The sequence below is a fragment of the Streptomyces sp. PA03-3a genome (assembly GCF_033792735.1).
GTDB lineage: Bacteria > Actinomycetota > Actinomycetes > Streptomycetales > Streptomycetaceae > Actinacidiphila.
In genome coordinates, this window is the sequence record NZ_JARAVM010000024.1 from 1 (window position 1) to 18458 (window position 18458).

Annotated in this window: 19 protein-coding genes; 7 read left to right on the top strand and 12 right to left on the bottom strand. The window is 73.9% G+C overall.

Translation table 11 applies throughout. From position 1 onward, the window contains the following. The 3 genes from PV342_RS26450 to PV342_RS26460 form a co-directional block, all read left to right on the top strand. A partial coding sequence (locus PV342_RS26450) for a GVDTG sorting domain-containing protein (protein ID WP_500318847.1) occupies positions 1-255 on the top strand: 255 nt, incomplete at its 5' end. A 166-nt stretch (positions 256-421) separates the two neighbouring features. Next, complete coding sequence (locus PV342_RS26455; RefSeq protein ID WP_500318848.1) at positions 422-1861, top strand: MFS transporter; 1440 nt, start codon at positions 422-424, stop codon at positions 1859-1861. A 256-nt stretch (positions 1862-2117) separates the two neighbouring features. Beyond that, positions 2118-2492 (top strand): RNA polymerase-binding protein RbpA, encoded by a 375-nt coding sequence (locus PV342_RS26460; RefSeq protein ID WP_089223308.1) that lies wholly within the window; start codon positions 2118-2120, stop codon positions 2490-2492. Positions 2493-2553: 61 nt separating this feature from the next. Here PV342_RS26460 and fxsA read toward each other — a convergent pair whose 3' ends face one another. From fxsA to PV342_RS26490, 6 genes are all read right to left on the bottom strand, one after another. Next, positions 2554-3204, bottom strand: coding sequence for an FxsA family membrane protein (fxsA, locus tag PV342_RS26465; protein ID WP_500318850.1), 651 nt, complete (start codon positions 3202-3204; stop codon positions 2554-2556). A gap of 43 nt (positions 3205-3247) precedes the next feature. Continuing rightward, entirely contained in the window at positions 3248-4042 is a 795-nt protein-coding gene (locus PV342_RS26470) for a polyprenol monophosphomannose synthase (RefSeq protein WP_500318852.1), read from the bottom strand. Then, positions 4039-5595, bottom strand: a complete 1557-nt coding sequence (lnt, locus tag PV342_RS26475) for an apolipoprotein N-acyltransferase (protein WP_500318854.1) — start codon at positions 5593-5595, stop codon at positions 4039-4041. The genes PV342_RS26470 and lnt overlap by 4 nt, the downstream gene beginning before the upstream one ends. Positions 5596-6409: 814 nt before the next feature. Then, on the bottom strand, positions 6410-7960 hold the full coding sequence (locus PV342_RS26480) for an amidohydrolase (RefSeq protein ID WP_400798479.1): 1551 nt from the start codon (positions 7958-7960) through the stop codon (positions 6410-6412). A 181-nt stretch (positions 7961-8141) separates the two neighbouring features. Next, positions 8142-8582: an Lrp/AsnC family transcriptional regulator gene (locus tag PV342_RS26485; protein ID WP_018562423.1), complete on the bottom strand. Its 441-nt coding sequence runs from the start codon at positions 8580-8582 to the stop codon at positions 8142-8144. Positions 8583-8675: 93 nt separating this feature from the next. Beyond that, a complete protein-coding gene (locus PV342_RS26490; RefSeq protein ID WP_500318856.1) occupies positions 8676-11084 on the bottom strand; it encodes a SpoIIE family protein phosphatase in 2409 nt (802 codons plus the stop codon). Between the two features lie 139 nt (positions 11085-11223). Here PV342_RS26490 and PV342_RS26495 point away from each other — a divergent pair, with 139 nt between their 5' ends. The 4 genes from PV342_RS26495 to PV342_RS26510 all read left to right on the top strand — a co-directional run bounded on the left by PV342_RS26495 (position 11224) and on the right by PV342_RS26510 (position 13385). After that, positions 11224-11685 carry an SRPBCC family protein gene (locus tag PV342_RS26495; protein ID WP_400798174.1) on the top strand — a complete coding sequence of 154 codons (462 nt, stop codon included), beginning with the start codon at positions 11224-11226 and terminating at the stop codon, positions 11683-11685. Next, entirely contained in the window at positions 11682-12251 is a 570-nt protein-coding gene (locus tag PV342_RS26500) for an iron-containing redox enzyme family protein (RefSeq protein ID WP_400798171.1), read from the top strand. Before PV342_RS26495 ends, PV342_RS26500 begins: the two co-directional genes overlap by 4 nt. A 164-nt stretch (positions 12252-12415) precedes the next feature. After that, positions 12416-13297: a YhjD/YihY/BrkB family envelope integrity protein gene (locus tag PV342_RS26505; protein WP_018562419.1), complete on the top strand. Its 882-nt coding sequence runs from the start codon at positions 12416-12418 to the stop codon at positions 13295-13297. Then, positions 13251-13385, top strand: coding sequence for a CsbD family protein (locus PV342_RS26510; protein WP_234018705.1), 135 nt, complete (start codon positions 13251-13253; stop codon positions 13383-13385). The genes PV342_RS26505 and PV342_RS26510 overlap by 47 nt, the downstream gene beginning before the upstream one ends. A 129-nt stretch (positions 13386-13514) precedes the next feature. Here PV342_RS26510 and PV342_RS26515 read toward each other — a convergent pair whose 3' ends face one another. From PV342_RS26515 to paaA, 6 genes are all read right to left on the bottom strand, one after another. After that, positions 13515-14456, bottom strand: coding sequence for an anti-sigma factor RsbA family regulatory protein (locus PV342_RS26515; RefSeq protein ID WP_400798168.1), 942 nt, complete (start codon positions 14454-14456; stop codon positions 13515-13517). A 114-nt stretch (positions 14457-14570) separates the two neighbouring features. Continuing rightward, positions 14571-15680: a 1,2-phenylacetyl-CoA epoxidase subunit PaaE gene (paaE, locus tag PV342_RS26520; RefSeq protein WP_400798165.1), complete on the bottom strand. Its 1110-nt coding sequence runs from the start codon at positions 15678-15680 to the stop codon at positions 14571-14573. Beyond that, positions 15680-16201 (bottom strand): 1,2-phenylacetyl-CoA epoxidase subunit PaaD, encoded by a 522-nt coding sequence (paaD, locus tag PV342_RS26525; protein ID WP_386993052.1) that lies wholly within the window; start codon positions 16199-16201, stop codon positions 15680-15682. The genes paaE and paaD overlap by 1 nt, the downstream gene beginning before the upstream one ends. Further along, the gene (paaC, locus tag PV342_RS26530) at positions 16198-17055 is read right to left on the bottom strand and encodes a 1,2-phenylacetyl-CoA epoxidase subunit PaaC (protein ID WP_500318860.1); all 858 of its coding nucleotides are present in this window, start codon (positions 17053-17055) and stop codon (positions 16198-16200) included. Before paaC ends, paaD begins: the two co-directional genes overlap by 4 nt. Before the next feature lie 9 nt (positions 17056-17064). Beyond that, the gene (gene paaB / locus PV342_RS26535; RefSeq protein WP_400798158.1) at positions 17065-17373 is read right to left on the bottom strand and encodes a 1,2-phenylacetyl-CoA epoxidase subunit PaaB; all 309 of its coding nucleotides are present in this window, start codon (positions 17371-17373) and stop codon (positions 17065-17067) included. Next, entirely contained in the window at positions 17370-18353 is a 984-nt protein-coding gene (paaA, locus tag PV342_RS26540; protein ID WP_433428587.1) for a 1,2-phenylacetyl-CoA epoxidase subunit PaaA, read from the bottom strand. The genes paaB and paaA overlap by 4 nt, the downstream gene beginning before the upstream one ends. Positions 18354-18458: the final 105 nt, after the last annotated feature.

The following is an 18458-nucleotide window of genomic DNA, read 5'->3' on the forward strand; positions in this document are numbered from 1 at the left end:
AACAAGGGCTGCAAGGGCGGCCACGGCGGCGGCGGTTACGGCGGCGGCAACGGCGGCGGCGGGGGCGGCGGCAACGGCGGGGGCGGTGGTGGCGGCGGCGGCGGCGGCAACGGCGGCGGCCCCGACACCGGCTTCGGCGGTTCCATCGGCATGAACACCCCGGAGACCCTGCTCGGCGCCTCGTTCCTGCTCGCCGGTGCCGGTGGCGGTGTCTACATGCTGCGCCGTCGGCGCGTGAACGGCGGTCGCGCCTGATCGTCGCGGACCTCCGTGGCACAGGCTGACCGCACTGCCCCCGGGCGCCCGCGCGGCGCCCGGGGGCAGTCCCGTGCACGGCGCGGGCGGACGGGAGGCGTCCGCCAAATGAACGCGGGAATCCGGCGGATGATCCCCCTCCCCCACCCCGGCCGTGGATGGCATCATGACCGATCACATCGGCACGGCGCACGACACGGATCGGCAGGAACCACGGGTGACCACGGGTGAGGCGCAGGACACGGCGGTGCACGACGGTGACGCCGCCCCGGCGCACGAGCGGCGGCGCGCACAGCGCGGCTGGTACTTCTACGACTGGGCCAACTCGGTCTTCTCCACCAGTGTGATCACGGTCTTCCTGGGGCCGTACCTCACCGACGTCGCGGAGGCGGCCGCGGACCCGGACGGTTACGTCCACCCGCTCGGGATACCGGTCCGCGCCGGTGCGTACTTCGCGTACGTGGTCTCCGCCTCCGTGCTGCTGTCGGTCCTGGTGATGCCGCTCGCCGGGGCGGTCGCCGACCGGACGGGCCGAAAGAAGGCGCTGCTCGGGGCGTTCGCGTACATCGGCGCGGCGGCGACGACGGCGATGTTCTTCGTGACCGGGGACCGCTACCTCCTCGGCGGCGGACTCCTGATCGTCGCCAACGTGGCGTTCGCCTCGGCCATGGTCCTCTACAACGCCTTCCTGCCGGAGATCGCCGAACCGCAGGAGCGGGACGCGGTCTCCTCGCGGGGCTGGGCGTTCGGTTACGCGGCCGGCGCGTTGATGCTCGTCGCCAATCTGGCGCTGTTCCTCGGGCACGACGCGGTCGGCCTCTCCAAGGGCATGGCGGTGCGGATCTGCCTCGCCTCGGCGGGCCTGTGGTGGGCGGTCTTCACGCTCGTCCCGCTGCTGCGGCTGCGCGACACCGCGCCGGGCGGGCGGTCCGGCGGACAGGCCGCCAAGGGCGCGGGTTCACTGCGCCAGGGCTGGCGCCAACTCGCCTCCACCTTGCGGGACATGCGCCGCCACCCGCTCACCCTGGCGTTCCTGCTGGCCTACCTCGTCTACAACGACGGCATCCAGACCGTGATCTCACAGGCCTCGCTCTACGGCTCCGAGGAGCTGGAGCTGGACGAGACGGCACTGATCGGCGCGATCCTCCTGGTACAGGTGCTGGCCGTCTTCGGCGCCCTGCTGCTGGGCCGGCTCGCGGCGCGGTACGGCGCGCGCCGCACCGTGCTGGGCTCGCTGGTGGCGTGGACGCTGACGATCGGGGCCGGCTTCTTCCTGCCGGCCGGCGAGCCGGTGGCGTTCTACTGTCTGGCGGCGGCCATCGGGATGGTCCTGGGCGGCAGCCAGGCACTGTCGCGCTCGCTCTTCTCACACCTCATCCCGCGCGGCAAGGAGGCCGAGTACTACTCGGTGTACGAGATCAGCGACCGGGGCACCAGCTGGCTGGGCCCGCTGCTGTTCGGTCTGACGTACCAGCTGACCGGGAGCTACCGGGACGCGATCGTGTCCCTGGTGGCGTTCTTCGTCATCGGGTTCGTGCTGCTGGCGAGGGTGCCGATGCGGCGGGCCGTGGAGGCCGCGGGCAATCCGGTCCCCGAGACGATTTAGTACGGATGGGTGCGGCGCGGTAGTGTACGCCGTTGGCCGTCGGACGGACCGTTACTGCGCGCTAAAGATACCAGAACGCAGGGTGATATCTCTCGCTAGATGTGACAAAACGGGCGTCGATGGGTACAAAAAGGGGCGGCACGACGGGCGACGCACCTCCCGGCAACGGGAATCTTCACCGCCGACCGGACGTTGACCGGATGACGACGACAGCGACACCTGTCCTGTGGGCGACACAGCCCGGGAGGCACGATTCATGAGTGAGCGAGCTCTCCGCGGCACGCGACTCGGGGCGACGAGCTACGAGACCGACCGCGGCATCGATCTGGCACCGCGCCAGACCGTTGAGTACGCATGCCGGAACGGACATCGATTCGAGATGCCGTTCTCGGTGGAGGCCGAGATTCCGCCGGAGTGGGAGTGCCGCGCCTGCGGCCAGATCGCGCTCCTGGTCGATGGAGAGGGCCCGGAGGAGAAGACGAGCAAGCCCGCGCGTACGCACTGGGACATGCTCATGGAGCGGCGCACGCTCGAGGAGCTGGAGGAGGTGCTGGCCGAGCGGCTGGCCGTCCTTCGCTCCGGCGCCATGAACATCGCGGTGCATCCGCGGGACCACCGCAAGACCGCCTGACAGAAGGAATGGGCCCGTGAGGGGCGGGCCCGGCAGACGTGCGCCCCGGGCGAGCGTGGCTTCAGTGCCGCGGCCCGGGGTTTTCGTCGTTCCGCTCCGGGCCGCGGTCGACGACCTCGCCCTGGATGACCTTGCCGTCGGGACGGTGGATGCGCATCTGCTCCTCGGCGGCACGCGCCTGGGCGAAGAGGCCGCCCAGCGAGCCCGAGCCCGGTTCCCGCTCGCGGGCCGCGGCGGCCCGGCGGTCCAGGGCGCGCGCGCCCGCACGCGTCAGCAGCGAACGGGTCGGCGGGAAGAGGAAGAGCAGCCCCGCAAGGTCCGAGACCAACCCGGGCACCATCAGCAGCAGGCCACCGATCATGATCGGCGCCGCGCCGCTGCGGCCGTTCCCGGCCCCCGTCCCGTCCCGCCTCTCGCGGTCCCGCTCGTCCCGCTCGGGTCCGCCGGAGCGCATGGCCTCGTTCAGCGCCCGCCAGGCGCTGCGCCCGGCATGCCGCACGGCCAGCGTCCCGCCGACGAAGCCCACCACGAGCAGCAGGAGGACGGTGAGTCCGCCGGCGGCCCCGGCCACGAGGATGAGGAGCCAGATCTCCAGCAGCGCGTAGGCGGCCACACCCAGCGGTATCCACCTGCCGGCGCGCGAACGCCGTCGCGGACGCGCGTCGCCACCCGGTTGCCGCGGACCGGCCGGCGGCGGGGAACTGATCGTCATACGCACCATTGTGCCTGTTCCCCGCCGGAGCCCGGAGGGCCGGTCAGCCGCGGCGCCGTTCGGACGTCAGCCGCCTCACACGGGAGCCGACGCCCCAGGCGGTGACCCGCCACAGAGCCTCGGCGACGATCTCCCGGCTCATCTTGCTGTCGCCGCGCTCCCGCTCCACAAAGGTGATCGGGACCTCGACGACGTGGAAGCCGGACTTCACCGCGCGCCAGGCGAGGTCGACCTGGAAGCAGTAGCCCTGGGAGGCCACCTCCTCCATCCCCAGGCCCAGGAGCGTCTCCTTGCGGAACGCCCGGTAGCCTCCGGTGACGTCGCGCAGCGGCACGTCGAGCAGCAGCCGCGAGTACGTGCTGCCGCCGCGCGACAGGAACTCCCGGGACTTGGGCCAGTTGACCACGCGCCCGCCCGGGATCCACCGGGAGCCCAGCACCACGTCGGCGCCCTTGAGCGCGGTCAGCAGACGCGGCAGCTCCTCGGGCTGGTGCGAGCCGTCGGCGTCCATCTCCACGAGCACGCCGTAGTCGTGCTCGATGCCCCAGCGGAAGCCCGCCAGGTAGGCGGCGCCCAGCCCCTCCTTGCCCTTGCGGTGCAGCACGTGGACGTGGTCGTCGGCCGCGGCCAGTTCGTCGGCGAGCTTGCCGGTGCCGTCGGGGCTGTTGTCGTCCGCGACGAGGACGTGCGCCTCGGGCACGGCCGCGCGGACCCGGGCGACGATCGGCTTGACGTTGTCGGCCTCGTTGTACGTCGGGATGATCACGAGAACCGAGCCGAGCGGCCCGAAAGCCCTCCCCTGGGCTGCGCCACGGGTGACCCCACCGCCATCGCTCACTGCTGCTCCTCCGTCTCGGTACGTCCTCGCCTGCCCAGCACGATCGCCGCGGCCCAGGACAGGAGGCCCACCATAGCGAGGGTCCATTCGGGAGCGGAGCCGACGCGGTCGGCGACGGTCAGATCGTCGCGGAGGGGCAGCTGCGCGCTGAGCACGGCTTGCGTGAACTCCTCGGTCTGCTGCTCGATCCGCCCGTCGGGGGCGACCACGGCGGTGATGCCGCTGGTCGCCGCCGTCACCACGGCGCGGCCGTGCTCGACCGCGCGCAGCCGCGACATCGCCAGCTGCTGCTCGGGCTGGCCGGTGCGGCCGTAGGTGGCGTTGTTGGTCTGGATGACCAGGGCGCGGGCGCCCGCGGTGACGGTGTCGTGGACGATCCCGTCGTACGCCACCTCGAAGCAGATGACGTCGCCGAGCTTCGCCGGGCCGATCTGCAGGACCCCGCTGCCCTTGCCGGGGTAGAAGTCGCGCGGGACCTGGTCGAGCCGCTTGATGACCTTGGTGAGCTGCTCGCGGAAGGGCACGTACTCGCCGAAGGGCACCGGGTGCTGCTTGGTGTAGTGGTCGCCGGGGCCGCTCTCCGGGTCCCAGACGATGCCCTCGTTCTGGACGTGGTCCGCGTCCGGTCCGTCGACCAGGGCGCCGACGAGGACGGGGACGCCGACGGCCCGGACCGCCTCGGTGATCAGGGCGTAGGCCTGGGGCTCGGCGAACGGGTCCATGTCGGAGGAGTTCTCGGGCCAGATCACCAGATCGGGCTTGGGCACGCGGCCCGCCTTGACGTCCTCGGCGAGCTTCAGGGTCGCCTCGACGTGGTTGGTGAGGATCTTCAGCGGCCGGCCGAGGAAGTGCATCCCCGGCTGCTGGACGTTGCCCTGCACGATGGCCACCCGGACGGTGTCGTCGGCCTCGGTGGGCACCGGCACCGCGTACCCCGCGGCGAAGGCGGCGACAGCGAGCACCGAGGCCGTCGTGGCGGGCACGAAGCGCCGCGGGCCGAAGACGACCGGGCCCTTGCGCAGCCGCCACACGGCGACGGCGGCCGCGGCCAGCAGCGAGCCGCACAGTGCGACGGCGAAGGTCACCAGCGGCGCGCCGCCGAGCGCGGCGAGCGGGGTGAAGGGGGTGCTGGTGTTCGCGAAGGCCAGCCTGCCCCAGGGGAAGCCGCCGAACGGCAGCCGGTCCCTGGCGAGTTCCTCCGCCACCCACAGGCAGGCGCCCCACAGCGGCCAGGCACGCAGCCGTGAGGTGACCGCCAGGCCGGCGCCCAGCACGGCGACGAAGGCGGCCTCGATGACGGACAGGCCCACGACCGCGTCCCAGCCGATCACCCGCAGCCACATCAGGAGCCATACGAAGAACGGCAGTCCGAAGGCGAAGCCCAGCCACGCGCCCTGACGGGCGCTGCGGCCCCGGGTCAGCAGCGCGAGACCCGCCACGGCCACGACCGACAGCGGCCACACCCCGTACGGCGGGAACGCGGCCGCCAGGGCCAGGCCGCACAGTGCGGCGAGCGCCGACCGCCGCGCGTTCGCCCGCACGGCGTGGGCCATGCGGGCCGTGCGGGCCGTGCGCCCGGGTGCCGGGGCGGGCGGCGGCGGTTCTACGGACGTCGCCGGCGGCGCGGCGGGGGCCGGTGCGGCGTCGGAGCGCGGTCGCAAGGTACGCGGCCTTCCTGCAGGTGGTCACTGTGTGAGAGTGACCGTACCTCCAACGGCCCTGTCCGCGGACCCCGGGCGGGCAAAGCCTCCCGCGCGGGCGCTCGGCACGGAACGGCCGGCGCGGGGCACTGCGCCGAACGCGGGCACGGACCGCCCCTGGCGGCGTCCCGGCCGGCGCCGGACGCCGTCGGTCAGTCCCTGCCGGCGGCCGGCGCCCTTGCGGCGGCACCCCCGCCACACAGGCCGGGCGGTTCAGGGCCTGCGGGGCAGCAACGGCGGGCGGGGAGGGGCGTGATCTGCTCGGGGCCCGGAACGCCCTTCGGGCCGACCTGGGACCCGCTGGCTGCGGATCGGCGACAAGGCCGTTGTCTACTGGGCGTCCGGGCCCCTCCCGGGTCACACCTGCCGACCGGGCGGAGCCTCTCGGCGAGGCGGACCGCGTTCCGTGCCGCGAGTGCTGGACCTGGCTCCGGTGGCGCGCGCCGTACGGCGCGACGCCCGGTGGCCCAGCTGCGGCCGTCGGCGCACGGAGATCCGGTCGGACGTCCGGTGGTGGACCCGGCCGAACCTACTCGCCCCCGACCGCCGCCTGTCAACAGCGGCTTGACCTGCGTGGATTGACCGAATCAGCAGGTCAACGCAAGGCCGGGGAAAGTTCCATGCCATCCCGACGGAGAACCGTTCGGGGGCATCGGCCGTTGACCCGTCACTCGTTCGGCCGTGCGAAGACGGTACGGCCGCCGACCACGGTGCGCAGCGCCGTCGGCAGCGGGAGCCCGGGGGTGAGGTCGGGCAGGCCGGGGGTGCCGGAGCGTGGGTCGGTCGACCAGTTGGCGACCCGCTCGTCGGGGGCCTGGACCACGAGGTCACCGGCCTGCCACACCACGTAGTCCGCGGGTGCGCCGGGCACGAGGACGCCCGCGTCGTCGCGGCCCACGGCACGCCAGCCGCCGCGGGTGTGGGCGTTGAACGCGCCGCGGACGGAGATGCGGTGCTCCAGGGTCCGGTGGAACGCGGCGGCGCGCAGCGTGCCCCAGGGGTCGAGCGGGGTGACCGGGCTGTCGGAGCCGAGGGCCAGGGGCACACCGGCCCGGGTCATCGCGGCGAACGGGTTGAGGGTGCGGGCCCGCTCGGCGCCGAGGCGCTGGGCGTACATGCCGTCCTCGCCGCCCCACGCGGCGTCGAAGGCGGGCTGCACGGAGGCGACCAGGCCCAGCTCGGCGAAGGCGGCGACGGTCTCCTCGGTCATCATCTCGGCGTGCTCCACGCGGTGGCGCAGCGCGCGCACCCGGTCCAGGCCCACCCGGGCGGCGGCCTCGCGCACCCCCCGCGCGACGGCCGCCACGGCGGCGTCGCCGATCGCGTGGAACCCCGCCTGCATCCCGGCCTCGGTGCACAGCGCCACGTGTTCGGCGATCGCGGCCGCGTCCAGGTAGGCGGTGCCGCCGGCGGCGGGCACGTCGGTGTAGGGGGCGTGCAGGCAGGCCGTACGGGAGCCGATGGAGCCGTCCACGAAGAGGTCGCCGCCGGCGCCGACGGCGCCCAGGTCGCGGATCCGCGCGAGGTCCCCGGCGCCGGTCACGGCCTCGGCCCAGTAGCCGAACACGTGCGGCCCGGGCTCGGCGGCGGCGAGCCGCAGCAGCGCGGTGAGGTCGTCCTCGGAGGAGATGTCCGGCCCTGCGCACTCGTGGACGGCGCCGATGCCGAGCGAGGCGGCGTGGGCGAGCGCGGCACGCTGGGCCGCGGCGCGCTGCTCGGGCGTGACGGCGGCGTAGGCGGCGCGCCGGACCGCGTGGTGGGCGTCGCGGGTCAGGGGCCCGTCGGGGTGGTGGCCGGCCATGGCCTCGGCGCCGGGGACCAGCGCGAGCAGGGCGCTGGTGACGACGGCCGAGTGGACGTCGGCGCGCGTCAGGTACAGGGGGCGGCCGCCGGTCGCCGCGTCGAGCTCGGCGCGGGTCGGCGGACGCTGCTCGGGCCAGCGGCTCTCGTCCCAGCCGTGACCGAGCAGCACGCGGTGGGCGGGGTGGGCGTGCGCGAAGGCGGCGACCCGGGCGAGGGCGTCGGCCAGGTCCCGGGACGGGGCCAGGTCGAGGCCGGTCAGCGCCAGGCCGGTGGCGGTGGTGTGCACATGGGCGTCGGTGAAGGCGGGGGTGACCAGCGCCCCGTCGAGGTCGATCACCTCGTCCGCGCCCGCCGCGTAGGAATCCGCGGCGCCCTCGGAGCCGACCCAGGCGACCGTGCCGCCGTCGACGACCATGGCCGTCGCGAAGGGGTCGGCGGGGCTGTAGACGTTGCCGCCGCGCAGCAGCACGGTGGTGGTCGGCTCGTTCGTGGTGTGCGGCACTGGGTTTCGCCTCGCGATGTGATGGTGGGCCCGCCCGGGCCCCGGTGGGGGCGGGGGACGGGATGGTGCGGTGGGTCGGGGGCCGAGGGGCCCCTCAGACGCGTGGTGGTCGCGCCTCGTACGGCGTGGAGAGGACGACCGTGGTGCGGGTGGAGACCCCGGCCAGTGTGCGGATCCTCGCGAGCAGGTGCTCCAGCTCGATCGGGGTCGCCACCCGGACCTTGAGGATGTAGTTCTCCTCGCCCGCGACGCTGTGGCAGGCCTCGATCTCGGGGACCTCGGCGAGCCGGTCGGCGATGTCGTCGGGGGCGCTCGGGTCGAAGGGCTTCACCGAGATGAACGCCGTCAGCGACAGGCCCACCGACTCCGGGTCCACGATCGCCGCGTACCCGCGGATCACCCCGCGCTGCTCCAGGCGCCGGACGCGCTGGTGCACCGCGGACGTGGACAGGCCGGTGGCCTTGCCCAGGTCGGTGTAGCTCATGCGCCCGTCGGCCACGAGAAGTTCCACGATCTGCCGGTCCAGCTCCTCCACAGCGCAAGAACCTACAGGGTCCGCGGTCGTCGGCGGTATCCGGCCGCCCCGGCACCGGTCGGGGCCGGGGCCCCGGGTGCCGGACCTCGGGGGTCAGGGGCAGATGCGGACGCAGAGGAGGCAGGTGTCGTCCCGCGGGTTGGCGGGGCCGAGGGCGTGCGTGAGGACGGCGGCGACCGTGGTGCAGTCCTCCGTGGCGACGCGCTCGGCGACGCGCGCGAGTCCGGCGAGGCCGGTGTCGAGGTCCTGGCCGCGGCGCTCGATGAGACCGTCGGTGAAGAGGAAGAGCCGGTCCCCGGGGGGCAGCGGGGTCTCGCACAGGCCGTAGACGCTGTCGCGGCCGGCGCCGAGGATGCGCCCCTCCGGGCGCTCCAGGTACGCGGCGCGTCCGCCGTGCAGGTGGAGCACGGGAAGGTGCCCGGCCTGCGCCCAGGTGAGGACGCCCTCGGCGGGCCGGTACTGGGCGAGGACCATGGTGGCGGTCGCGGAACCGGTGTTCATGAGCACCTGGTTGAGCCGCTCCAGCAGCCGGTGCGGGGGCGTGCCGCTCAGGGCCATGGCCTCGGCGCCGTAGCGGAGCCCGGCCATCGTGGCCACGGCCTCGATGCCGTGGCCGGCGACGTCGCCCACCGCGAGCATCACGGAGCCGTCGGGGAGCGCGACCGCGGTGAACCAGTCGCCGCCGATCTGGATCGTGCTCTCGGCCGGCAGGTACGAGACGTCGCAGCTGACGCCGCCCAGCTGGAACGGCTCCTCGGGGACGGGCAGCAGCGCCCGCTGCAGCCGCCGCGCCAGGATGTGCTCGGCGTTCAGTGTCCGCTGCTGCGTGCTGAACGCGCGGTGGGCCTCGTCGAGGGCGATCTCGCCGTGGCGCAGGGCGGTCAGGTCCTGGAAGAAGCCGTGCACCACCACGGGCGTGCCCTCGGCGTCGGTGACGGCCTCGGCGACCATGCGCAGGTGGCGGGTGCCGTGGGCGGTGCGGATGCGGAAGGGCGCGTCGACCGGTTCGCCCCGTTCGAGCAGCGCGTGCACCGCGGCGCCCACGGCGGGGACGTCCTCGGGGAAGAGGTGCTGCGGCAGCTCGTCGAGCGGCATCGGCCCGAGTGCCGGGTCCCGGTCGAAGACCGTGTACACCTGCGGCGACCAGCTCAGGTCGTCCGCGACCAGGTCCCAGTCGGCCCAGCCGAGGTTGCCCAGGTGCTGCAGGCGGCGCAGCCGTTCGACCTCGCTGTCGGCCGTGTCGTGCCGCAGCCAGGAGACGACGAGGGCATCGCCCAGGCGCGCCACGGCCACGGAGTAGGTGGAGGTCCGCGGTATGCCCGCGGCCACCTCGTGGTACTCGAAGAGGTCGCTCTCGAACGGCTCACCGGTCGCGAGGGTCTGCAGGTATCCGTGCCAGAGCGGGGTGCCGGCCACCGTCGGGTAGCACTCCAGGACGCGCCGTCCGACCAGTTCGCGACCCGTGCGCCCGGCCACGTCCACCGAGGCCGGGGCGGCCGCCTCGATGCGGAAGTCGGTCACCTCGCCCTCCGCGCCCCGTACGGGGACGAGGAGGACGGCGGCCTCGTACAGGGTGTCGAGGACGGCCTGGACGGTCGCCGGCCAGGTCACGGCGGGGACGGGTGACAGGCACGTGGCGCAGGCCCGCGCGGCGGCGGTCAGCACGGCGCGGTCGGCGGCGTCGAAGTCGTCGGGGCGTTCGCGGAGGAATCCCGCCACGCCCACCACGTCCTCGCCGCGGCGCAGCGGCAGCCAGGCCCGGGAGGCCCATGTGCCGGGGCGGTCGCCGAGGAGGGCGCGGTCGGCGCCGTCCTTGTCGAGGCCGCGGAGCCACACCGGGCGGCCCAGGCGGACCGCCTCCACGGGTGCCAGCTCCGCCAGCGGCGGCACGTGCCCCCAGGCGAATGCGGTGCCGGCGTCGATGCCCGAGTGGGCGACGAGGTCGAGCCCGCCCGCGGGTGCGCTGGTGTAGAGCAGGACGGCGTCGACGTCCGCGGTCTCCCCGAGTTGCCCGACGAGCAGCCAGGTCAGTTCCTCCGAGGTGCCCGCGGCGGTGCGGACGCCGTCGATCCCCTGCGGGCGCGGCGGCGGGCGGTGGTGCCGGGAGGTGTACCTGGACGAGGTGAAGGCGGAGGGCGGTTCGCCGCCGGGCGCGGGCGGGGGGACGCCGGAGTCGGCGGCCGGCTCCGGCTGCTGCGGCGGCGGGGTGAGCGGGACGCGGGGAGTGTGGATGTCGCCGAGGAGCGCCCATGCCTCCTCCAGCACGGTGCGTCCGGCCCGGTTCGCGCGCCGCTCCAGTTCCTCCTGCGCGGCGCCGGGGCCCAACCCGAGCCGTCCCATCAGGACTCCCCTGGCCCGTTCGGCCGCGGACCGGGCGGGCGCGGCGAGCCGCTCCTCGTCGAGTTCGGCGCGGAGCCGGGCGACGGTACGCGCCAGCTGGTCGGCCGCGGACCGCTCGTCGGGCCGGCCACCGGACGCGGAGGCGACGCCGTCGTGGCTCACTCTGCGAGCATCGCACAATCACTCCCCGGGGGAATCCGGCGCCGGGTGGGCGGCGGGGGGCACGCACCGTATCGGGACGATTAGGCACATCCGCACCGGGAAGCCGACCCACCGAGGATTCCTCGGAAGGAGAGCATCCATGGGCACGATCAGCGAATCCGTCGACGTCGGCGTCCCGCTGCACACCGCGTACAACCAGTGGACGCAGTTCGAGGAGTTCCCGAACTTCATGGAGGGCGTGGAACAGGTGACCCAGGTCGACGACCGGCACAACCACTGGGTGACGAATATCGCCGGTGCCCGCCGGGAGTTCGACACGGAGATCGTCGACCAGCTTCCGGACGAGCGGGTCGCGTGGCGCACCGTCACCGGGGACGTACGGCAGCGCGGTGTCGTGACCTTCCTGGAGCTGGACGCCTCGCACACCCGGGTCAACCTCGCCATGGAGGTGGAGACCTCCGGGCTCGCGGAGAAGGCGGCCGACGCCCTCGGCGTCGTCGACCGGCGGGCGCGGGGCGACCTGCGGCGGTTCAAGCACTTCATCGAGGAGCGGGGCAGCGAGACGGGCGCCTGGCGCGGTCGCGTCGCCCCGGGCGGATGACCTCCGCCCGGGCGGGCGTGCCCGGAGCGCGGCGGCGGGCGGCCCCGCACCAGACCGACGGAGGACCCGATGGACGCCGTCCGCGCCCTCTCGACCGCTCCCCTGACCGCCGAGCCCGCGCCGCCCGCGGCGCGCGGCCCCCTCTCCCGGACCGTGCTCGGCGCCCTGCCCGGGGGCCCGCCGGGAACCGCCCTGTCGCCACCCGCCGGACGGTGGAGGCCATCGACCGGCTCGGCGGCGGTGCCGCCTGCAGGCACTTCTACGACGAGCACATAGAGGCCGACGCGGTGCACGAGCAGCTGATGCGCCGCGACGTGATCGGGGACCTGCCGGCCCGTGAACCGGGCCTCACCGCCGACGTCGTGCTGGGGATCCGCGCCACGGCACTGCTGGACGGGCGCCTGGAGGAGCACCTGCTGGGCGCGTGGCGTGCCGGGCGCGCCTCGCTGCGCACCGCACCGGGGCTCTCCCTGCCGTCCGGTTCGTCCGGATCGTACGGGGAAAGTGCACCTCAGGAGGCTCGGGCAGCGCGTCGCAGCGGCGTCCAGCCCGCCGAGCAGGCCTGAGCAAGGAGGTCGAGCGATGGGCTCAGCACCCCTGGGGACCGTGGGGACGGCACGCCGCGCGGCGGCCGGCGCCACCGTGCGCTGAGGCCGCCGCGATGGCAGGTGGGGCGGCCCGGTGGCTCCAGCATCCTTACCGGTCCTGGCGGGCCTCACGGGCGGGCCGCATGTGGCACGAGGGCGGCGAGCTGGAGCTTCTGCAGCGCTCGATGGGATTCGCGGCGCTCGGCTTGGTGACGCTGGTCCCGCTGCTGATCGTGGTCGCCGCGGCGGTGCCCTTCCACGGATACGGCTTCGCGCAGTGGGTCGTGGACGGCATGGGGTTGTCGGCCGAACCCGCACAGGCCGTGAAGGAGCTCTTCGCCGCCCCGCGCAAGGTGATCAGCAGTACGAGCGGTCTGAGCCTGCTGGCGCTGGCGCTGTTCGGGCTCTCCTTCGCGGCGTGCGTCGAGGTCGGGTACACCCGGATCTGGCAGGTGCCACCCACCCCGTGGCACCACGTGTGGCGGCGGGCGGTGTGGCTGGCGGCGCTGACGGCGTACCTGTTCGCGGAGGCGCAGAGCGGCGCCGTGCTGGGCGGGGGGTGGCCGGATACGGTGCTCCGCGGCGGCACGGGCGTCGCGCTGGGCTTCCTCTTCTTCTGGTGGGGCCAGTACTTCCTGCTGGCCGGACAGGTGCCGTGGGCGGCGCTGGTGCCCGGGGCGATCGCGACCATGGCGGGCCTCATCGGGCTGCGGGTGTTCTCCTCGTTCGTGTTCGCCCCACTGATCGTGACCAACGCCGTCTCGTACGGGGCCGTCGGCACGGTGCTGATCGTGCAGTGCTGGCTGATCGGGGTGGGCTTCGTGGTGTTCGGGGGCGCCCTGCTGGGCCGCCACCTGCAGAATCCGAGCAAATGGTTTCATCAGGGACCTTACGGGCAGGCGGAAGGGAGCGCCGATCGACCCCCGGAAGGAGAACCCCATGGGTGCCGAGAAGAAGGTCAAGAACACCGGTCAGAAGATGAAGGGCAAAGCCGAGGAGGCCACGGGCAAGCTGACCGGCGATGAGAGCTTGCGGCTGAAGGGCAAGGCCGACCAGGCCAAGGGGGATGCCAAGCAAGTAGTGGAGAAGGGCAAGGACACCCTCGACCACTGACGCCGGCCCGTCCGCACACCGTTTGTGGGGTGCCCGTGGGACCGTCGGGGCGCAGCGCGCCCCGACGGTCCCACGGGCGTGCGGTGGCGGGCCCGGCCGGTCGTGGCGACGCCTGCCGGTCGCGGCCGGTCAGAAGCGCAGGTAGAAGCGGATCGTCGTGCCGTCGCCGGTGGCGCGCTGGCGGACCAGGTCGGCGATGCGGTTGACCATCAGCAGGCCCCTGCCGTGGGGCAGGTCCCGGGACGCCGGGTGGCGCCCGGCGAGCGGGTCGGTCAGCCGTCCGCGGTCGTGCACCTCGCACACCACGTGGCCGCCCTCCGCCCAGAGGTGGACCGCGCCCGAACCACCACCGTGCAGCACGCTGTTCGTGATCAGTTCGCCGACGGCGACGGAGAACTCGGCGAGCCGGTCGCCCTCCAGCCCCAGGCGGCGCGCCTCGGCCGTCGCCGTGTGCCGGGCCTCGGCGAGTTGCGGCTCCGCGAAGCCGAAGGCGAGCGCGCCGGAGGGGCGTTGCGGCAGCCGGTTGTGCGCGGCGATCACCCGGCGCGGGGCGTAGTGGGCGCTGCGGTGCTCACGGCCACCGTCGAGCACCACGGGATGGGTGGCGCGGGCCTCCGCCAGGACCGCGGAGTCCAGCCGGGCGGCGTCGTAGGGGCACAGGATCGTGACGGGACGTCCGGCGAACGCCATGTTGATCAGTGCTTCGTGCTGGGCGCACGCCGGGTACTCGAGGGCGCTCCGCCCGGGCCAGACGGGCTCCCCGATGATGCGCACCCGGCCCGCCGGGCGGGTGTCGGCGAAGGCCCGCAGCACACCGGGGATGATGCGGCCGGGATTGCGCCCGGCCCGCTCCATGTCGATCCACCGCACCTCGGTGCCGCGCGGGCCCAACGCGGCGCGCAGCTGGGCGAGGCGGGGCGGGGGCACCGCGACGGCGACCGGTTCCCCCGCGTCCATCCCCTCCAGCAGGAAAGGCACCGTGCCGGCCGTGTAGTCCCCCGCGTCACGGTAGAACAGCGCGGGGTGCACGAACGGTCCGGCGTCGCAGACCTCGCCGACCTCACTCAGCACGTCGCCACCTCCCACCCCCGGGGCCGACCCTACCAACCGATTCCCGGGAGTCGGAGGCAGTGACGAGCCGTCAGTGAGACGTCGTCGAGGCGACGCCGAAGCCTCGTCGAGGCGTCAGCTGTCGTAGTCGACCGTCAGCTTCTCGGAGACCGGATAGCTCTGGCAGGTCAGCACATAGCCCGCGTCGACCTCGGACGCCTCGAGGGCGAAGTTGCGGCGCATCTCCGCCTTGCCGTCGGTGACGAGTGCCCGGCAGGTGCCGCAGACGCCGCCCTTGCAGGCGAAGGGCAGATCGGGGCGGGTGCGCTGGGCGCTGTCGAGAACGCTGCGGTCACGCGGAAGCGCGGCCGTGGTGGTGCGGCCGTCGAGGACGACGGTGACCTGGCTGACCGGGCCCTCGGTCACGGCGTCCTCGTGGCGGAGCGGGATGACGGGTTCGTCGTCGGCGTAGAACAGCTCCTGGTGCACCCGGTCGTCGGGCACGCCGAGCCCGGCGAGGACCTGCTGGGCGTCGACGACCATGCCGTGCGGGCCGCACAGCCACCAGTGGTCGGCGTTCGGGACGTCGACGAGGCCCTCGACGAGCGCGGCGAGCCGTCCGGCGTCCAGCCGGCCGGAGAGCACGTCGGCCTCGCGCGGTTCCCGTGAGAGCACGTGGGCGAGCTGGAACCGGGCGGGGTACAGGTCCTTCAGCTCGGCGAGTTCGTCGGCGAACATGACCGTGTCCGTGCGCCGGTTGCCGTAGAAGAGCGTGACCTCGGAGCCGATGTCGGCGGCGAGGACGGACTCGGCGATGGAGAGCATCGGGGTGATCCCGGAGCCCGCCGCGATGAGCACATGGTGCCCGGGCACGGTGAGGTCGGGGGTGAAGGCGCCGGTGGGCCCCATGACCTCGACGGTGTCGCCCGGGCGCACCTCGTGCACCAGCCAGGCCGAGAACAGCCCGCCGGGCACCACGCGCACCCCGATGCGGGGGGTGGCGCCGGAGGGGGAGCAGATGGAGTACGAGCGTCGCTCGTCGCGGCCGTCGACCTCGCGGCGCAGCGTGAGGGACTGCCCCGGAGCGAAGGCGAACTCCTCGGCCAGTTCCCGCGGTATGTCGAAGCTGACGGCGGCCGCGTCCTCGCAGAGCGTCTCGACCGCGGCGACCCGCAGGGCGTGGAAGGCCGGGCGGCGGCGGACGCGCGGGGCCGGCGCCTGCGGGGCGGGGGTGGTCGGGGCCATCAGATCTCCTTGACGTACTCGAACGGCTCCAGGCAGGCACGGCAGCGCCACAGGGCCTTGCAGGAGGTGGCGGCGAAGCGCGAGGTCTCCTCGGTGTCCGCCGAACCGCAGCGGGGGCAGGCGACCGCGCACCGGGTGGTGGTGAGCACCAGCGGCACCGGCCCGGCGGCGCGCCGGGGCGCGGGGCCGGGTGGTGCGATGCCGTGCTCGGCGAGCTTGCGGCGGCCCTCGGGGGTGATCCAGTCGGTCGTCCACGGCGGGTCCAGGACGGTGCGGATCTCGACCCGCGGGAAGCCGGCGGCGCGCAGCCGGGCGGCCACGTCGGCGCGCATCTCCGCCATGGCGGGGCAGCCCGAGTACGTGGGGGTGAGGGCGGCGACGACGGTGCCGTCCGGGGCGACCTCTACGTCGCGCAGCACGCCGAGGTCGGCCAGGGTCAGCATGGGCAGCTCTGGGTCCGGCACCTCGGCGGCCACGCGGGCCGCCCGGTGCGCGTCGGGGAGCACGCTCACGGCGCTCACCAGACCGCTCCGGGGTGTGCGCGGGCGACGCCCTGCAGCTCCGCGAGCAGCGGGGCGAGGTGCTCGGTGCGGTCGCCCTCGCGGCCGTGTCCGGGCAGGGGATCGGCCTCGACCGGCGGCAGCCCGGCGGCCTCGGTGACCTGGCGCAGCGCGGCGGTCACCTCGTGCCGGACCCCGGCCGGGTCGGCGCCGCACGTCGCGGCGGCCGTGAAGAGCTCCTCCAGGTAGGGGGCGGCCTGCTCCAGACCGGCCCGCATGCGGCGGTGCGACTCCTCGGTGCCGTCGCCGAGCCGTACCGTCCACTCGGCGGCGTACTGCCGGTGGTAGGTCAGCTCGTTGACGCCCTTGGCGGCGATGGCGGCGAGCACCGGGTCCTGCGCGGTGCGGGCGAGCCGCTCGAAGACGGCGAGCCGCCAGCAGGAGGTGACCAGCAGCCGGGCCATGGAGAACGCGAAGTCCCCGCAGGGCAGTTCGGCGAGGCGGACGTTGCGGAAGTCGGCGGGGTCCCGGAGGTAGGCGTAGGCGTCCTCGTCGCGGCCGGTGCCGTCCACCTGGCCGGCGCGGGAGTAGAGCAGGCGGGCCTGGCCGAGCAGGTCGAGCCCGATGTTGGCGAGGGCGACCTCCTCCTCGAGTTCCGGGGCGCGGGTGCACCACTCGGCCAGGCGCTGGGCGGCGACCAGGGCGTCGTCGCCGAGCGCCAGGCAGCGGGCGGCCAGTTCCGTGGCGTCCACGCCCTCGGGCACGGCGGTGTCGACGCCGTGCAGCGGGTCCTCGAAGCCGGTGCCGAACGCCCAGCGGGCGTCGCTGTCGTCGTGCCCCTCGGCCAGGGACAGGTAGACGTGCTCGTCGCTCATGCCCTGCTCCTAGATGTGGGGGACGTCTTCGGGGATGTCGTAGAAGGTGGGGTGCCGGTAGACCTTGTCGGCACTGGGCATGAAGAAGGGGTCCTTCTCGTCCCTCGTGGACGCGGTGATGTGCTCCGAGCGCACCACCCAGATGCTCACGCCCTCGTTGCGCCGGGTGTACAGGTCGCGGGCGTGGGTCAGCGCCATGCGGTCGTCGGCGGCGTGCAGGGAGCCGACGTGGACGTGGTTCAGGCCGCGCTTGCCTCGGACGAACACCTCGTACAGGGGCCACTCGGCCCGGGTCGTGCTGTCGCCGGTGGTGCTCATGCCACGGCTCCTTCCTCTGCCCGGGCCGCCTGCTTGGCGGCGTGGGCGGTCGCGGCCTCGCGCACCCAGGCGCCTTCCTCGTGTGCGGAGCGGCGGCGTTCCATCCGCTCGCTGTTGCACGGTCCGTCGCCGCTGATGACGCGCTGCAGCTCGGACCAGTCGGGGGTGCCGAAGTCGTGCCGGCCGCGCTCCGCGTTCCAGCGCAGCTCCGGGTCGGGCAGAGTCACGCCGAGCTTGTCGGCCTGCGGGACGGTCATGTCGACGAACCGCTGGCGCAGCTCGTCGTTGCTGTGGCGCTTGATCTTCCAGGCCATCGAGGCGGCCGAGTTGGGCGAGTCCCCGTCGGGCGGGCCGAACATCATCAGCGACGGCCACCACCAGCGGTCCACCGCGTCCTGCACCATCTCCCGCTGGGCCTCGGTGCCGCGCATCATCGTCATCAGCAGCTCGTAGCCCTGGCGCTGGTGGAAGGACTCCTCCTTGCAGATGCGCACCATGGCGCGGGCGTACGGCCCGTAGGAGGAGCGGCACAGCGGCACCTGGTTGCAGATGGCGGCGCCGTCGACGAACCAGCCGATGACGCCGACGTCGGCGAAGCTGAGGGTCGGGTAGTTGAAGATCGAGGAGTACTTCTGGCGGCCTTCGATCAGGCGCTGCGTGAGGTCCGCGCGGTCGACGCCCAGGGTCTCGGCGGCCGAGTAGAGGTACAGACCGTGGCCGGCCTCGTCCTGGACCTTCGCGAACAGGATGGCCTTGCGGCGCAGTGAGGGGGCGCGGGTGATCCACTCGCCCTCGGGCTGCATGCCGATGATCTCCGAGTGCGCGTGCTGCGCGATCTGCCGGACCAGCGTCCTGCGGTAGCCCTCGGGCATCCAGTCCCGCGGCTCGATGCGCTGGTCCCGCGCGATCGTGGCGTCGAAGTGCTCTTGGAGCGGCGTCTGCGCGCCCTCCGCCGGCACGGTGGCGTTCGGTGTGGTCATCGATACCAGCTTCCCCTACCGACCATTCGTTCGGTTACAGTCTGACGAACTTTGCCGCACCCGGCAAGCCCTGTGGACGACGGTGGCCCGCCCTCCGCCGAAGCC

Bases quoted from the DNA above. Each gene is read 5' to 3' on its own strand.
- PV342_RS26505 (WP_018562419.1), top strand. From the start codon at position 12,416: ATGTGGCACGAGGGCGGCGAGCTGGAGCTTCTGCAGCGCTCGATGGGA.
- paaB (WP_400798158.1), bottom strand. From the start codon at position 17,373: ATGAGCACCACCGGCGACAGCACGACCCGGGCCGAGTGGCCCCTGTAC.
- fxsA (WP_500318850.1), bottom strand. From the start codon at position 3,204: ATGACGATCAGTTCCCCGCCGCCGGCCGGTCCGCGGCAACCGGGTGGC.
- paaE (WP_400798165.1), bottom strand. From the start codon at position 15,680: ATGGCCCCGACCACCCCCGCCCCGCAGGCGCCGGCCCCGCGCGTCCGC.
- PV342_RS26480 (WP_400798479.1), bottom strand. From the start codon at position 7,960: ATGGTCGTCGACGGCGGCACGGTCGCCTGGGTCGGCTCCGAGGGCGCC.
- paaA (WP_433428587.1), bottom strand. From the start codon at position 18,353: ATGACCACACCGAACGCCACCGTGCCGGCGGAGGGCGCGCAGACGCCG.
- PV342_RS26460 (WP_089223308.1), top strand. From the start codon at position 2,118: ATGAGTGAGCGAGCTCTCCGCGGCACGCGACTCGGGGCGACGAGCTAC.
- PV342_RS26510 (WP_234018705.1), top strand. From the start codon at position 13,251: ATGAAGGGCAAAGCCGAGGAGGCCACGGGCAAGCTGACCGGCGATGAG.
- lnt (WP_500318854.1), bottom strand. From the start codon at position 5,595: ATGGCCCACGCCGTGCGGGCGAACGCGCGGCGGTCGGCGCTCGCCGCA.
- PV342_RS26500 (WP_400798171.1), top strand. From the start codon at position 11,682: ATGACCTCCGCCCGGGCGGGCGTGCCCGGAGCGCGGCGGCGGGCGGCC.
- PV342_RS26455 (WP_500318848.1), top strand. From the start codon at position 422: ATGACCGATCACATCGGCACGGCGCACGACACGGATCGGCAGGAACCA.
- PV342_RS26495 (WP_400798174.1), top strand. From the start codon at position 11,224: ATGGGCACGATCAGCGAATCCGTCGACGTCGGCGTCCCGCTGCACACC.
- paaC (WP_500318860.1), bottom strand. From the start codon at position 17,055: ATGAGCGACGAGCACGTCTACCTGTCCCTGGCCGAGGGGCACGACGAC.